This window comes from Sulfurisphaera javensis, from assembly GCF_041154675.1.
Lineage (GTDB): Archaea > Thermoproteota > Thermoprotei_A > Sulfolobales > Sulfolobaceae > Sulfurisphaera > Sulfurisphaera javensis.
The window spans coordinates 2272429-2285926 of record NZ_AP031322.1 but is presented as its reverse complement, the minus strand read 5'-3'; the positions used below and the strand labels follow the sequence as shown (position 1 = coordinate 2285926).

Sequence of the window (13498 nt, the reverse complement as noted above, 5' to 3'; positions counted from 1 at the left end):
AGTAAATAAAAAGTCATACATAGTTTTAATCGGTTTTGGTAAAAATTCATCTTCATTTAGCATATAAAAACATTCTAACATATATCGTCAGAAAGGTGTAACACAAGGATAATACCTAAGTTAGGAAAAACTTCATTAATAAAGTATTTCGTCAATATCTTCTCTTTTACTTATCTTTTTTATATTTGTTCTTTTTTAGCTAATTGTGATTATTAAATAAACTTTAATCCACCTCCATACTCCCCTTTTAACACTCTGTCTAACGAAATAATCGTTACTATCATAACTGGTAAGGCTGCTACTAAAGCTGAAGATGCTAAAAGACCCCAATTTATTGATTCATCTCCTATAGCTAATAAGGCAAAGATTGTCACTGTCTCTGCACCTTGCGGGGGAAATGAGAAATTATAAGGTGTTTCTGTAAGTATTAATGGATAAAAGAGTAAATGCCAATTAAATATAAATGAAAGGAGAAATATTGAAAACAATGAGGTTCTTGAGAGTGGCATTATAATTCTAGTTAATTTCCTTTTTATTTGAAAAACCTCTGCTGCATCATCATAAGCTTTAGGGAAACTTAAAAAGTAGTTAAAAAATACCCAAACAGCAAACGTTGCTGTAAATATCGGAGTAGAGAGGATTAAAGACCACCAAGTGTTTGTCAAATTTGTGTAGGAGAAGAAAAGGAATAAAGGAATTATAAAAGACGTTGAAGGTAAAGAATAAAGGTAAATAGATAATGGTAATACCCATCTTAATTTTCCTCTAGATACTTCATAACCTGCTGGTAAGGAAATAAATATCGTTATAATTGAGGCTAATATAGCTACTATTACACTTGATATTAAGTAAGGAATTGCAGAATAGAACGCTTGAACGAAATATTTATCAGTTAAAAACTCTGGAAGCAATATTGGAGGATATTTAAAGTTAAGAACTGAACTTCTAAACGCTACTAAAAACATCCAATATACTGGAAAATCTAAGAAAATAAGGAATAAAGCTAGAATTAAATACATTATTGTTTTGAAAATCTTATCTGGAATCTTCAAGTTAAATGCTTTAAGTCCACTTCTTTTACTTCTTATAAGAAGTAGAACTAAGATAGCCGGTATAGTGGCAAAAACGCTCAATAAGGCAGCTATAATAGAGCCTCCTGAAAAACTACCTAATTGAAAAATCTCGTAATAAACTAATAAAGGAAGTGTGGTAGTGGAAAATCCTGGTCCTCCTTGAGTCATTACATATGGTAAATCAAAGTTACCTAATGCAAATATAAACTCTAGAAGAAATGATAGCCAAAAAGCCTTTCCTACCATGGGAATTGCTATCTTACTATAATACTGTGAAAGTGTAAGATTGTCAATCTGAGCAGACTCTTTTACATAATTAGGTACCGATCTTAAAGAGGAAAGTATGATTAGGAAAGACAAAGGAATTGAAGTCCATACACTTACCATAGTTACAGCATATAATGCCGTTGAGGAAAAATAGAGAGGATCATAATTTAAACCTAAAAAGTAAGTGAACCAACCATACTTTCCATAAAGACTTATAGTCCAAATTAAGGCCGAAGAAGTAAAAGGAATTGTGTAAGGTAACATGATCAAGAGCGAAATGATTCTTTTACCCTTAGGTAAGATATCAACGGCTATAGCTAGGATTAATCCGATTATTGACGAGAAAAGGGCTGTAAAAAAGGAGAAGAAAAAGGTATTATAAATAACTTGATCAAGAGGAATTAAAGTTAAGCTTTTGAATGCGGAAGAAATATGAACTCCAAAAAAGATAAAAGTGTAAAAGAATGGAATTAAGCCAAATCCTATTATATAAGCCAAATAAGGAATTGAATATTTCATGTTATTCCCCTAATAACTTATATTTCGAAAATGAGAAATTTACTTCTTCTCCAATTTTGTATTTTATTTTAGAAAATGCTCTTATTTCTTGACCATTAATTGAAATATAAACTAAGTACCTATCACCCCAGAATTCAACTTCCCTTACTACTCCTTTTAATTTCCCTTCACCAATGGAAACATCTTCAGCTCTTACTCCTATCTTACCTTTTTCATCAACAACTTTTCCATCTATAATGCTCATCGGTGGGTTGCCAAAGAACATAGCAACATCAATATTTGCAGGATTTTCATATATTTCTTCTGGAGTACCAACTTGAATCAAACTTCCGTTAAATATAATTCCTATTCTATCAGCAATTGCCATAGCCTCGGTTTGATCATGAGTCACATAAATAGTTGTAATTCTCTCTTCAATTTGAATATCTTTAATTAGTTTCCTAGCTGAAATTCTTTGTGGAGCATCTAAATTTGAAAGAGGTTCATCCATTAAGAATATTTTGGCCCTTTTAACTAAAGCCCTAGCTAACGCAACTCTTTGCTGTTGTCCACCAGAGAGCTCTGAAGGGTATCTATTAAGTAAATCACTAATCCCTAACCTTTTAGCAACCTCAGTTATTCTCTCCTCTCTTTCACTTTTATTTAGGTTCTCTATTGGAAGAGATAAGTTTTCATAAACTGTCTTATTAGGATATAGAGCAAAATTTTGAAAAACCATAGCTACGTTTCTTTTTCCAGGGGGTAAAGGGGTTACATCTTCATTATCAATGAAAATTCTCCCTTCATCAATTTTTTCCAATCCAGCAATTGATCGTAAAATGGTTGTTTTCCCAGAACCAGAAGGGCCTAAAAGAACAAAAAACTCTCCCTTATTTATTTTAAGATTTACGTTTCTTATTGCATAAATTTTCCCATACTTCTTAGTCACATTTTTTAATTCGACACTCATTTTATCTACCCATAATATGATTCTAAGTATTGCATCCATTTTGATGCTGCAGTACTTAGTACTTGTTGAGGATTATTTGTAGAACCTTCTAAATAGCTAAACACTTGAGTATTAAATGAAGGTATTAACTCCTCATATGTTGGTGGAATATTTGGTGGATTCGCCCACGCATTTAAGGCAGCTTTATACACTTCTGTTAGCCATTGCCTTTCATATGAGGGTATCGATGTATTAGATAAAAGCATTTGATATGCCATCTTTGATATAGGGAATTTGCTAAATAATATGAAAGCATTAACTTGTGCTTGTGGAGAAACTAAGAATTCAAGAAACTCTAAAGCTAATTGTTTGTGTAAGGAATACTTGCTTATCCCTAAGAAATCAGTGCCAGTTTCAGCATATCCAGAAGGTAATGGAGCCAATGCTGTATCTTGTGCTTCAGTTGAATTTAATGAAGATAATTGAGAGGTAAACAAGAAAGCACCTGGTGCCTCTGGGTAATAATCTGCTATGTTACCATAGCATACTTGAACTTGTGATGGAGGAATTTCATATGAAACTAATTCTTTATATGTTTCTAAAGCTTCTACTCCAGCTGTAGAATTGAATGAAGGTAGTGGGAAATTATAACCAGGTAACACTTTACCCTCAAACATTATGTTAAAGCCCGGTATACCTCCAATAAGCCCATAATTTAAGCTACTGTCTCTAGAGTAATAATATCCAAATATTGCTGGAAAGGCATCAATAATTCCGTGCTCTTCATGATCGTCAATTAAGAATCCATATTTTGTTATATTGTGAGAAGTTAAAAATTGGTCAACATTAATCACTACAGTCCAGTTTTGCCAAGTGGTAGGAGTAAAGTTCATATGATATTCTTGGTAAAACTCCTCTTGCAATGTCGTATTATCGAATATTGAAGTCTTATATGCAATAAGGTAAATTGCTGTTTCATATGCAATACCTATAGTCTCATTCTGGTGAGTAGTAGTATTGTATATTATTCCGCCAAAATCTTCTTGTGGCATTATTAAATCAGAAATATTAAAATCAGATAAATTAAGAGGAACTAAATAGGGAGCAACTTCTTGTGCCGAGGTAGAAGTAAATCCTATAATATCATATTGAGTAGAACGAGATTCTAATGCTGAAAGTTCCTTATCAATATATTCACTGAAAGGATATTGAATAACTTGAACTGTAACGCCTGGATGAGATTCTGAGAAAAGTTTACCTTCATATTGTATAAATTCTGCTGATTCCCCAGAGAACGTTACAACTGTTAATGTAACTGGAGCTGTTGTCGTACTTGGTGTTACTGGAGTTGGGTGATGAGAGGTAACTAAATATGCTGCTACTGCCGCAATTATTATAATTACAACTACAATTATTGCAATTACAGTTGTAGATAACCCTTTTTTACTATGCATGGAATACTTTATGACTACCAGAATTTATTTTTAATTAGTGATGCATACTGAATAATATATTTTTAAATTCTACAAACAATATTTATGTTTTGAGTTAAATTAAAGATCACTAAACGATACTAAATCCTATAAGTTTTAAGCCTATTCTCTGTGTATTCAAAACCTAAGAGAGTCTAAAATATACTTGAAATACTAGAGTATTACAATTTACGACTAGATTTAAATAATTTTACACTTTTTTCTAACGTTAATTTCTGATCTTAACACTTGTCATAAAAAATTTATTTTAATTTCTCTAATTTAAACTATGGAACTTGATGCGTTATTTAAACCAAAGAGCATAGCAGTAATTGGTGCTTCGCGATATAAAGAGAAAGTAGGTAATGTTGTATTTCGTAATTTACTTTACACCTATCATGGAAAACTATTTCCAGTAAATACTAAAGCAGAAGATGTTGAAGGAATAAAAGCATATAAAAGTGTTAAAGAAATACCAGATCCCGTTGATTTAGTAGTAATTACTGTGCCAAGGGAAGCTGTTCCTCAAGTTATGGAAGAATCAGTTGAAAAAGGAGTTAAGGCATCTATAGTTATCACGGCTGGATTCAGAGAAGTAGGAGAGGCTAAGCTAGAGGATGAAGTAATAAGTATTGCTAGAAAAGGAGGAATAAGGGTTTTAGGACCTAACACATTTGGAATAATTACTCCAGAGTTAAATGCAACTTTCGCTTATACTGATGTTAAAAGAGGAAATATTGCACTAGTCGTTCAAAGTGGTGGTTTAGGAGTTTACATGTTGAATTGGGCTCAAAAATACAGAGTTGGAATTAGTTACATGGTTAGTCTAGGTAATCAAGCTGATATAAAGGAATACGAGGTCATTGATTATCTTTCGAAAGACCCAGAAACTAGAGCAATATTTGTTTATCTTGAAGGAGTAGCTGATGGTAGTGCTTTCCTAGAAACTTTACCAGAAGCTACTAAAAGAAAGCCAGTAGTCTTTCTTAAAGGAGGAACTACAAGTAATGGTGCAGCAGCTGCTAAGACCCATACTGGAAGTTTAGCTGGTTCTTTTGAAGTCTTCAAAGCTGCTGTAAAAACTGTAGGTGGAATATTAGTAGAGAATTTGCATGATTTGTTAAACTTGGCTAAACTTTTAATGTATTCTGAACCCGTAACTGAGGAAATTTTAGTAGTAACTAATTCTGGTGGACACGGCGTTTTAACCTCAGATGAAATAGAAAAGAATAAACTTAAATTAGTTGAAATACCAGACTGGATGAAAGAAGAATTAAGAAAAGTTCTTCCTCCAACTTCTGTTCCTAGAAATCCCTTAGACTTGACTGGAGACGCAAATAGGGAAAGATATTACTCGGCTTTGAAAATCGTTTCTGAATTAAATTCTACTAAGTTAGTTATTGTACAAGCATTACCCATGGTAAGCTGTACTGATGTTGCTAGAGTTATTTCTAACTTTAAGGGAAAAGGAATGATTGGTGTAACAATGGGACTTGATGAAGACAACGCATTAAAGATACTTGAAACAACGGGAATACCGGCTTATACTTTCCCAGAAGATGCCGTAAAAGCTATACGTTATTTAGTTACTAAACCAATTCCGAGAAAGAAAATTAGAACTATCCAACCAATAGAAAGTGCGGTAGAATTAGTTAAAGGAAAGAAAACACTTAAGGACTATGAAGCAATGAAACTAATGGAGATTTATGGCATAAGGACTCCTAAATGGGGAATTGCTGAAAGTGTTGAAGAAGCTCAAAGAGTGGCAGACTCTATTGGTTATCCAGTTGTAATGAAAATCTCACCAGATGAACCAGTACACAAAACAGAGATGAAAGGAGTAATAGTTAATGTAGAGAAGGATCAAGTAAAAGACGTATACAATCAACTATCAAAAATAACTAAAAGAGTGATGATACAAGAACAGCTTAATGGATTAGAAGTTTATGTTGGTGGATTAAGAGATCCAGTGTTTGGTCATGTAGTATTAGTAGGAAGTGGAGGAATTTATGTAGAAGTATTGAAAAATGTTGCATATGGTTTATCACCGATTTATGAAGATGAAGCTCAAGAGTTACTAATAGAAAGTAAGATACATGATATGCTAACTGCTAGAAAAAGAGGGTATGATGAGAATTCATTAATAAGAACTTTGATAAGTGTTTCAAGAATGATTGTGGACTTAAATGTGAAAGAAATGGATATAAATCCGTTATTTGTGAATGAAAAAGGAGCCTTTGCTGTAGATGTTAGAATAGTGTTTGATTAGCTTGGTATTATGTCAATTTTTTCACTAAAACTCAAGTAAATTGGACATTCTCTCTTTACTTTTGTTATAATTTCATTTAATTCCTCTTCAGTGCAACCTTCATTATGAATGTAAATTTTTATCTTTTTTATAACTGGATAACCTAACATAAACTGTTTTTCATCCAATTCATAACTAGCTCTTACTTTACAATTTTTTACTTTTATTCCCTCCTTTTTTGCCACACTTTCGAAAGCAACAGCAACACAGTGGGGTATTGAGACTAAAAATGCAAATAATGGACTTTCTTTATATATTTCTTCTGCTCTAGCTCTCCTTCCAGGTAATTCAACAATTGGATTCTCTAAGTCCCCCAAAACACTGATATTAAATTCCATTTTATAAAAGATTTTGGTTAAAACAATAAAAATTTTTCTACCATTGATTGCAAAAAATAGGTTAAAGAAAGGTATATTAGAAAGATTTTTAAATAAGAATGAATATAAATTACATATGGACTATAACAAAAACTATCTTGAAGAATTATTTGATAGTGAAGTTTACAAGAAATTGGCTGATGCTGAAAAGGATAGATTAACTAGAATTTATCTTTATAAGCTTTCTGATATGGAGAAAAAACATTCTGAGGTTTGGAAAGAAATTGCTGAAAAAAGAGGACTGAAATTAGAAAAACTAAAGTGGTATCATAAGCTTAAAATTAACTTCTATGTATTCTTTAGAAAACTTTTTGGTTTAGAATTAACAACAAAATTGTTAGAGAGCGGAGAAGAAAGTGATATAAAGAAATACTATGAGTTATCGAAGAGTCCAGAATTAAGTGAAGAAGAAAGGGAGAAAATGAGGGAACTAAGTGTTGATGAAGCTGTTCATGAGGAAATTATATCTAGTGTGAAATCTAAAGACGTAAGTGACTTCGTTTACGGTATAAGTGATGGTTTAGTTGAAGTATTAGCTGCAACTTCTGGACTTTCTGGTGCATTTAATGTTCCTTTCTTAGTTGCAATTTCCGGTTTGATAATAGGAGCTTCTGGAACTTTATCTATGGCTATTGGAGCTTACTTGTCTACTAAGTCTGAAAAAGAAATAAATGAAAACAAAAGGAGAAAGATAGAAATTCAAAAATTAGTTGATAGAAAAGAAGTGTCTAAAAGATTAGCTGGAATCCTCACTGAATTAGGAATAAAAGAAAATATTGCGTTAGATATTTCTCCGCAATTAGTTGACGTTGCTGAAGACATTATTGCACCTAAAGTAGAGGAAAGTCCCAAAAAGAGTGCTGGAGTAACAGCATTATCTTATATTACTGGAGCAATAGTTCCAGTTATTCCCTACTTAATAGGTATTGGAGGATTACTTGGAGTAATTTCCTCCTATTTAGTCTCTGGAATTGCAATATTTATCGTAGGGTCATTAATAGGATTACTAAGTTCAGTTAATCCCACTAAAAAAGGATTAGAAATGCTAACTTTAGGAATTTCAGCTGCAATAGGAACTCATTTGCTAGGTTTATTAGCATCTTATTATCTGCACGTATAAAAAAGAAATTCATTTTTTAACCATAGCTTTTATTTCTTCCCACATTTCATCAATAGACTCTTGTATTTCCTTTATCTCTTCCTCAGTTAGTTTACTAAATCTTCCTTGAAGTTTCAAGTACTCAATTACTGGTTTTCTATTATTCTTATCAATTAGTGTTTTACTTACACTAGTTAGTCTAAACTCTCCGTTTTCTATTTCAAATAATGGCCAAACACCAGTCTCTACAGCAAGTTTAGCTATCTCTACTGTTAAGCTTGAATCAAAGCGCCATCCAGGAGGACATGGTGACAGCAAATGAATATATCTGAATCCATGAATTTGTTTAGCTTTTTTAACCTTAGCTTGATAATCAAATGGATAAGCTATAGATGCTGTTGCAACATAAGGTATTTTATGTTCAGCCATAATGAATGGTAATGGTTTCTTAAATTCCCTCTTACCTTCTGGTGTTGTTGTAGTCCAAGCTCCCTTAGGAGTTAGACTTGAGCGTTGAATTCCAGTGTTCATGTAGGCTTCGTTATCATAACATACGTAAAAGATATCTTCATTTCTCTCGGCTGCACCACTTAATGCAGCAAAACCTATATCTCCAGTAGAACCGTCTCCAGCCCATACTGTAACTATAGCATCTTTCTCTCCTCTCATTCTTAAAGCTCTGACAATTCCAGAAGCTATAGCTGCTGGTGCAGCAAAAGCACTATGAACTACTGGAACAGTGGCTGGCATCCCACTAGTATCTCCCAATATTACAGTAGAGCATGATGCTGGAACCACTAGGACTGTCTTCTCTCCTAATTCTTCAAGCAATATGTCTAATTCTCTAGGTATAGGACATCCTGGACACGCTGCATTTCCTCTAAAGAATTTAGGAATCCTCTTAGGTTGAGTGATTAAACTCATAATATCCACCTCTCTTCTTCCAATTTTCCATTAACTAAATCTTCCATTACCTTTTGGAAGTGTAAAGGTCTAACATCTTTTCCACCTAAACCGGCTATTACACTATAAACTGGAGTTTGAGAACCATAAAGTGCAGATTTTACTTCAGTAGCTAATATTCCACCAGAACCAAACGATGCAGCCCTATCAAACACTATTACACCTTTCATTGAATTCAAATATTCAGCTATTTTCTCCTTCGGGAATGGTCTAAAGACTCTAACCTTTAATAATCCAGCTTCAATTCCTTGATCTCTTAACCTATCAACAGCGACTTTTGCGTCTCCACTCCATGCGCCCATTGTTACAAAAGCATATTTCGCATTTTCACATCTATAACATTCAACTAGACCATATTGCTTTTTACCTGATATTCTCTCATATTCTCTCATTATTTCTTCAATTACACTTTTTGCTCTTTCCATGGATTTCATTGCTTCATATCTTATTCTCATGTATTCATCTGGCTGAGCTATTGGGCCAATTCCTATTGGGTCAGAGAAATCTATTAAATTAAATTGCCTAGGCGGTAAGAAAGAATCTACCTCATAATCTTCTAGTACTTCCACTCTTTCCATGGTATGAGTCAAAATAAAACCATCGAAACCCATCATTACTGGCAATATTACTCTTTCATCTTCTGAAATTCTAAAGGCTTGAATAGTAAGATCATATGCTTCTTGAACATTTTCAGCCATCATTTGTATCCAAATTGCATCTCTTTTGCTAAGAAAATCTTGGTGATCATCCCAAATGCTCCAAGGTTCTGCTATTGCTCTCGTCGCTACAGCTGCTACTATTGGTACTCTTTGACCTCCAGCCCAATAGATCATTTCGCCCATATAAAGTAACCCTTGAGATGCCGTAGCTGTAAATACTCTTGCACCAGCCAGTGCAGCGCCATAAATAGAAGCCATTGCCGAATGTTCACTTTCTATTTTTATCATTTCAGCTTTCAACTCACCCTTTTGAATATACTCTGCTAATTTCTCTAACATAGTAGTTTGAGGAGTTATTGGAAATACTGCAAGAACTTGTGGTTTAGCTTGCTTTACTGCATAAGCTACAGCATGATTTCCTACTAACGCTAATGATTTCCTTTTTAAAACTTGAACCATTTTATTTCACCTCCTTTACCATTTCAATTGCTTTTGTAGGACAAACTTGAGCACAAACACCACAACCCTTGCAATAATCATAATCTATTTGAGGATAAAGGTTCTCAAGCAAATCAATAGTATTTTCTGGGCAATATAGCACACAAAGCCTACATTTCGTACATTTGTCATAATGTATTTCTGGTCTTTCTACTCTCCATAAACCAGTTTTTCCAGCTGAGCCTATTTTTGGTCTAGCTATTGGAATTCCTTCTGGTACTTTAATCAACCTTTTTCACCTCCTTATACCCCCTTTCAACAGCTTCTGCATTCAATTCACCTAATTTACCTGGAAACTCTTCCTTTACTGCCTCCTCTAAAGATGAAAGTGAGGGTTGACCTAAGACTTTTGCTAATGCGCCTATCATTGTAGTGTTAACAACAGCCCATCCAGCAACTACTAAACCTAGTTCTTTTGCAATTGAAGTTGCATCAATAATATATTCGTTTTTCCACCATTTTTTAGCTTCTGGAGTATTTATTAAAAGAAATCCATTCTCTTTTATTCCTTCAGTTATATTCATAATTTGAATAAGAGAAGGGTCAAATACTGCTACGCCATCTGAATTATAAACTTCTCTATGTAAGAGAATTGGTTGATCTGAAAGTCTTAAGAAGGAGACAACTGGTGCTCCTCTTCTCTCACCACCATAAAATGGAATTGATTGGGCATATTTATCTTCAATAACCATGGCCTTTACCATTAACTCCCCAGCAGTAACTACTCCTTGGCCTCCTCTACCTCTTAATGCTAGTTCTATAAGCATCTTATCACATAAGTATTTTCTCGTTTTATAAAAAAACCTTAACTTACTAAAGATAGCCCTTAATCAAATTAACATTGTTAAACATAAACATTAGAAGCTTAATTAAAATACTAAGAGAAATTTTAAAAGCAACTGGTACTGTTTAAACTCAGATTGATAAAGAGAGACACTAAATGGCTTTACTTAACATTACCATATAACGCTACTATAGGACCAATCTCCACATTAATAACATTACAAATAATTTCTTTAGGAGGTAATGCTATAGATGTAGCCTATGTAATTTCCTTAGGAAATTTAATTCTTATACCATCTTCTATTTTTTGGGGATTTAGAGCTGATAAAATGAGCAGAAAAAAACAAATTCTAATTAGCTTTTCTGGAACTACAGTATCTTTATTACTCTTATCTTATTCTAGGAATTTATCTTTAATAGCATTAGGTTATTCATTGTTAATATTCACTAGCACAGCTTCAACAACCCCATTCAACCTTTTAGTGATGGAATCTGCTGAGAAGAAAGAATGGGGATCTTTATTTTCTAGGTTTTCTTTATTTTCCTCAATAGGAACTCTAATAGGATTATTACTATCTACATTTCTAGTAATATATTTAAGGATTTTTCAAATAATCTTCATACTAGCTTTAATAATGGGAATAACTACAGCTATCTCAGTAAAAATATTACCAAATCCGATAATAACATTTGAAAGAACAGCAATTCTTCATCATAGAGAGTCATTCTTTACAAGACTATTACATTTACCTTTAATGTTTTTACATTTGCCAAATCCTCATAATTTCAAATTATTTAGATTAAGTAGATTATTAAGAAAACCTATAAATTATATTCCTTTACTTTACATAGCAATTATAATTTTTTACATAAGTAGTGGTATATTCAATACAGTTTATCCAGCAAGCCTTTATGTTAAAGGATTAGACAAATCTGAAGCACTTTTAGTTATAACTATTGGTATGGTGTTTCAAATAGTTGGTTTTAGAGTTGTTGAAAGGATAATAAGTGAAAAGAATGAAACTGATTTAGCTCATAAGTCTCTATTACTAAGAGGAACATCCTACATTGTTCTTGGGATAGGCGCATTACTGTTTAACGGTTTCGGTATTCTATTACTTGGAATTATATTTTACCCTTTAGCTGCAGGAATTGCATTTGCAATATTTTACTCAGCTTCTAATACTTTGATATTTAAAATAGTTGGAGAAAGATCTCAAGGCAAAAACCTAGGAGTTTATAGTACAGTAGTGGGTATCTCTCTATTTATAGGCAGCTTACTTTCTGGCTATATTACACATTATTTAAGTTATGGTATAGACTTTATTATAGCTGGGATTTTGCTTTATGTTTCTTCTTTAATATTTAGATATCTAGAAGAGGGTTAAAAGATATCTTTTTATTACGGCGTAAGAGTTTCTCAGTTCCTTAAAGGTTATAAATTCATCATATGAATGCGCTAATCCTAATTCCCCTGGACCATAAATAATAGTTGGTATTCCTTTATATCTAAAGTATCTTCCATCAGTTGCTCCAGTAATTATATATTTTTTAGGAGATATTTTAAGTTCTTCTTTTATAATATTCTCTAATTTAATAATAAACTCATTATCTGGTGAAGTATAGTTAGGTTCTGAAATATCTATAGGTATAACAGAACTGTACTTAATTAAACTTTTCACTAGCTTTAATGCTTCACTTGAAGTTATTCCCGGTGGAATTCTCATGTCTACTTCAACTTCAGCGTAGTCTGGTACCACATTAACTTTTACACCGCCTTTAATTACACCCGGGTTAAATGAGATTCTTAACACATCATCCTTTACTATTTCAGAGGGAATCCTTGAAATCATTGGTTCAAGTAAGTTTTCCGGAATTTTTATCTCAATGTCTTTTATTTTCTCAAGTTGAATAAGATCTCTGACAATTTTCATTATTGCATTATCTCCCAAAGAGGGAAGACTGCCATGAGCCACTTTACCGTTAGCTACTAATTTTACTTGAAGCAATCCTTTTTCGCCTATATTTATAGAATCTGAACCAGATGGTTCTGAGATTAATACAAGGTTAGGAGAGTATCTTTCAGCTAAGTATTTAGATCCTTTTTCCCCTCCACTCTCTTCATCTGGAACAGCCACAAAAATTAAATCATAATCTATTTTATCTGCAACATCAACGAAAACTTTCATAAATACTGCTAATCCTCCTTTCATATCAGTACTTCCTCTACCATAAACTTTATCCTCAAGTATTTTTCCTGAAAAAGGATCATATTTCCATTTGTTTTTATCGCCAGTAGGAACGACATCGTAATGCCCATTTAACATAACTGTATTTCCGCTCTTCTTTTTGTTCTCTACAATAACGATAGGCCATCCTTTTTCAAACTCTATTATATTTGCAGAATAGCCGTATGACAGGAAATAATCCTTTATGAAAGAAGCACATTCAGATAATTTCTCTCCAGGTGGATTTACCGTAGGAAATTGGATTAGTTTTGAAGTTAATTCCTCAAGCTCCATAATATATGTTTCGTATTTAGATTATAAATA

Annotated in this window: 12 protein-coding genes; 3 read left to right on the top strand and 9 right to left on the bottom strand. The window is 32.9% G+C overall.

Features of this window, described 5'->3' with window-relative positions:
• Positions 1-212: 212 nt before the first annotated feature.
• From ACAM25_RS12695 to ACAM25_RS12685, 3 genes are read right to left on the bottom strand one after another with little or no spacing between them, the layout of a single operon-like run.
• Positions 213-1859 carry an ABC transporter permease subunit gene (locus ACAM25_RS12695; RefSeq protein ID WP_369610070.1) on the bottom strand — a complete coding sequence of 549 codons (1647 nt, stop codon included), beginning with the start codon at positions 1857-1859 and terminating at the stop codon, positions 213-215.
• A gap of 1 nt (position 1860) precedes the next feature.
• Positions 1861-2808, bottom strand: coding sequence for an ABC transporter ATP-binding protein (locus ACAM25_RS12690; protein ID WP_369610069.1), 948 nt, complete (start codon positions 2806-2808; stop codon positions 1861-1863).
• 5 nt (positions 2809-2813) lie between these two features.
• Entirely contained in the window at positions 2814-4241 is a 1428-nt protein-coding gene (locus ACAM25_RS12685) for an ABC transporter substrate-binding protein (protein WP_369610068.1), read from the bottom strand.
• A 307-nt stretch (positions 4242-4548) separates the two neighbouring features.
• Here ACAM25_RS12685 and ACAM25_RS12680 point away from each other — a divergent pair, with 307 nt between their 5' ends.
• On the top strand, positions 4549-6528 hold the full coding sequence (locus ACAM25_RS12680; RefSeq protein WP_369610067.1) for an acetate--CoA ligase family protein: 1980 nt from the start codon (positions 4549-4551) through the stop codon (positions 6526-6528).
• Here the strand turns inward: ACAM25_RS12680 and ACAM25_RS12675 are convergent.
• Positions 6525-6905, bottom strand: a complete 381-nt coding sequence (locus ACAM25_RS12675; protein ID WP_369610066.1) for an OsmC family protein — start codon at positions 6903-6905, stop codon at positions 6525-6527. The genes ACAM25_RS12680 and ACAM25_RS12675 overlap by 4 nt on opposite strands.
• A 115-nt stretch (positions 6906-7020) precedes the next feature.
• Here ACAM25_RS12675 and ACAM25_RS12670 point away from each other — a divergent pair, with 115 nt between their 5' ends.
• The gene (locus tag ACAM25_RS12670) at positions 7021-8064 is read left to right on the top strand and encodes a VIT1/CCC1 transporter family protein (RefSeq protein WP_369610065.1); all 1044 of its coding nucleotides are present in this window, start codon (positions 7021-7023) and stop codon (positions 8062-8064) included.
• A 9-nt stretch (positions 8065-8073) separates the two neighbouring features.
• Here ACAM25_RS12670 and ACAM25_RS12665 read toward each other — a convergent pair whose 3' ends face one another.
• The 4 genes from ACAM25_RS12665 to ACAM25_RS12650 are packed head-to-tail and all read right to left on the bottom strand — an operon-like array spanning position 8074 to position 10930.
• On the bottom strand, positions 8074-8967 hold the full coding sequence (locus tag ACAM25_RS12665; RefSeq protein ID WP_369610064.1) for a 3-methyl-2-oxobutanoate dehydrogenase subunit beta: 894 nt from the start codon (positions 8965-8967) through the stop codon (positions 8074-8076).
• Positions 8964-10124: a transketolase C-terminal domain-containing protein gene (locus ACAM25_RS12660; protein WP_369610063.1), complete on the bottom strand. Its 1161-nt coding sequence runs from the start codon at positions 10122-10124 to the stop codon at positions 8964-8966. The genes ACAM25_RS12665 and ACAM25_RS12660 overlap by 4 nt, the downstream gene beginning before the upstream one ends.
• A gap of 1 nt (position 10125) precedes the next feature.
• Entirely contained in the window at positions 10126-10392 is a 267-nt protein-coding gene (locus ACAM25_RS12655) for a 4Fe-4S binding protein (protein ID WP_369610062.1), read from the bottom strand.
• On the bottom strand, positions 10385-10930 hold the full coding sequence (locus ACAM25_RS12650) for a 2-oxoacid:acceptor oxidoreductase family protein (RefSeq protein ID WP_369610061.1): 546 nt from the start codon (positions 10928-10930) through the stop codon (positions 10385-10387). The genes ACAM25_RS12655 and ACAM25_RS12650 overlap by 8 nt, the downstream gene beginning before the upstream one ends.
• A 153-nt stretch (positions 10931-11083) precedes the next feature.
• Between ACAM25_RS12650 and ACAM25_RS12645 the strand changes: the two genes are divergently transcribed.
• Positions 11084-12334 (top strand): MFS transporter, encoded by a 1251-nt coding sequence (locus ACAM25_RS12645; RefSeq protein ID WP_369610060.1) that lies wholly within the window; start codon positions 11084-11086, stop codon positions 12332-12334.
• Here ACAM25_RS12645 and ACAM25_RS12640 read toward each other — a convergent pair.
• On the bottom strand, positions 12320-13468 hold the full coding sequence (locus tag ACAM25_RS12640) for a M20 family metallopeptidase (RefSeq protein WP_369610059.1): 1149 nt from the start codon (positions 13466-13468) through the stop codon (positions 12320-12322). The genes ACAM25_RS12645 and ACAM25_RS12640 overlap by 15 nt on opposite strands.
• Between the last annotated feature and the right edge of the window lie 30 nt (positions 13469-13498).

Excerpts from the sequence above, each read along its gene's own strand:
- ACAM25_RS12685 (WP_369610068.1), bottom strand. The coding sequence starts at position 4,241 with ATGCATAGTAAAAAAGGGTTATCTACAACTGTAATTGCAATAATTGTA.
- ACAM25_RS12665 (WP_369610064.1), bottom strand. The coding sequence starts at position 8,967 with ATGAGTTTAATCACTCAACCTAAGAGGATTCCTAAATTCTTTAGAGGA.
- ACAM25_RS12650 (WP_369610061.1), bottom strand. The coding sequence starts at position 10,930 with ATGCTTATAGAACTAGCATTAAGAGGTAGAGGAGGCCAAGGAGTAGTT.
- ACAM25_RS12695 (WP_369610070.1), bottom strand. The coding sequence starts at position 1,859 with ATGAAATATTCAATTCCTTATTTGGCTTATATAATAGGATTTGGCTTA.
- ACAM25_RS12670 (WP_369610065.1), top strand. The coding sequence starts at position 7,021 with ATGGACTATAACAAAAACTATCTTGAAGAATTATTTGATAGTGAAGTT.
- ACAM25_RS12640 (WP_369610059.1), bottom strand. The coding sequence starts at position 13,468 with ATGGAGCTTGAGGAATTAACTTCAAAACTAATCCAATTTCCTACGGTA.
- ACAM25_RS12675 (WP_369610066.1), bottom strand. The coding sequence starts at position 6,905 with ATGGAATTTAATATCAGTGTTTTGGGGGACTTAGAGAATCCAATTGTT.
- ACAM25_RS12680 (WP_369610067.1), top strand. The coding sequence starts at position 4,549 with ATGGAACTTGATGCGTTATTTAAACCAAAGAGCATAGCAGTAATTGGT.
- ACAM25_RS12660 (WP_369610063.1), bottom strand. The coding sequence starts at position 10,124 with ATGGTTCAAGTTTTAAAAAGGAAATCATTAGCGTTAGTAGGAAATCAT.
- ACAM25_RS12690 (WP_369610069.1), bottom strand. The coding sequence starts at position 2,808 with ATGAGTGTCGAATTAAAAAATGTGACTAAGAAGTATGGGAAAATTTAT.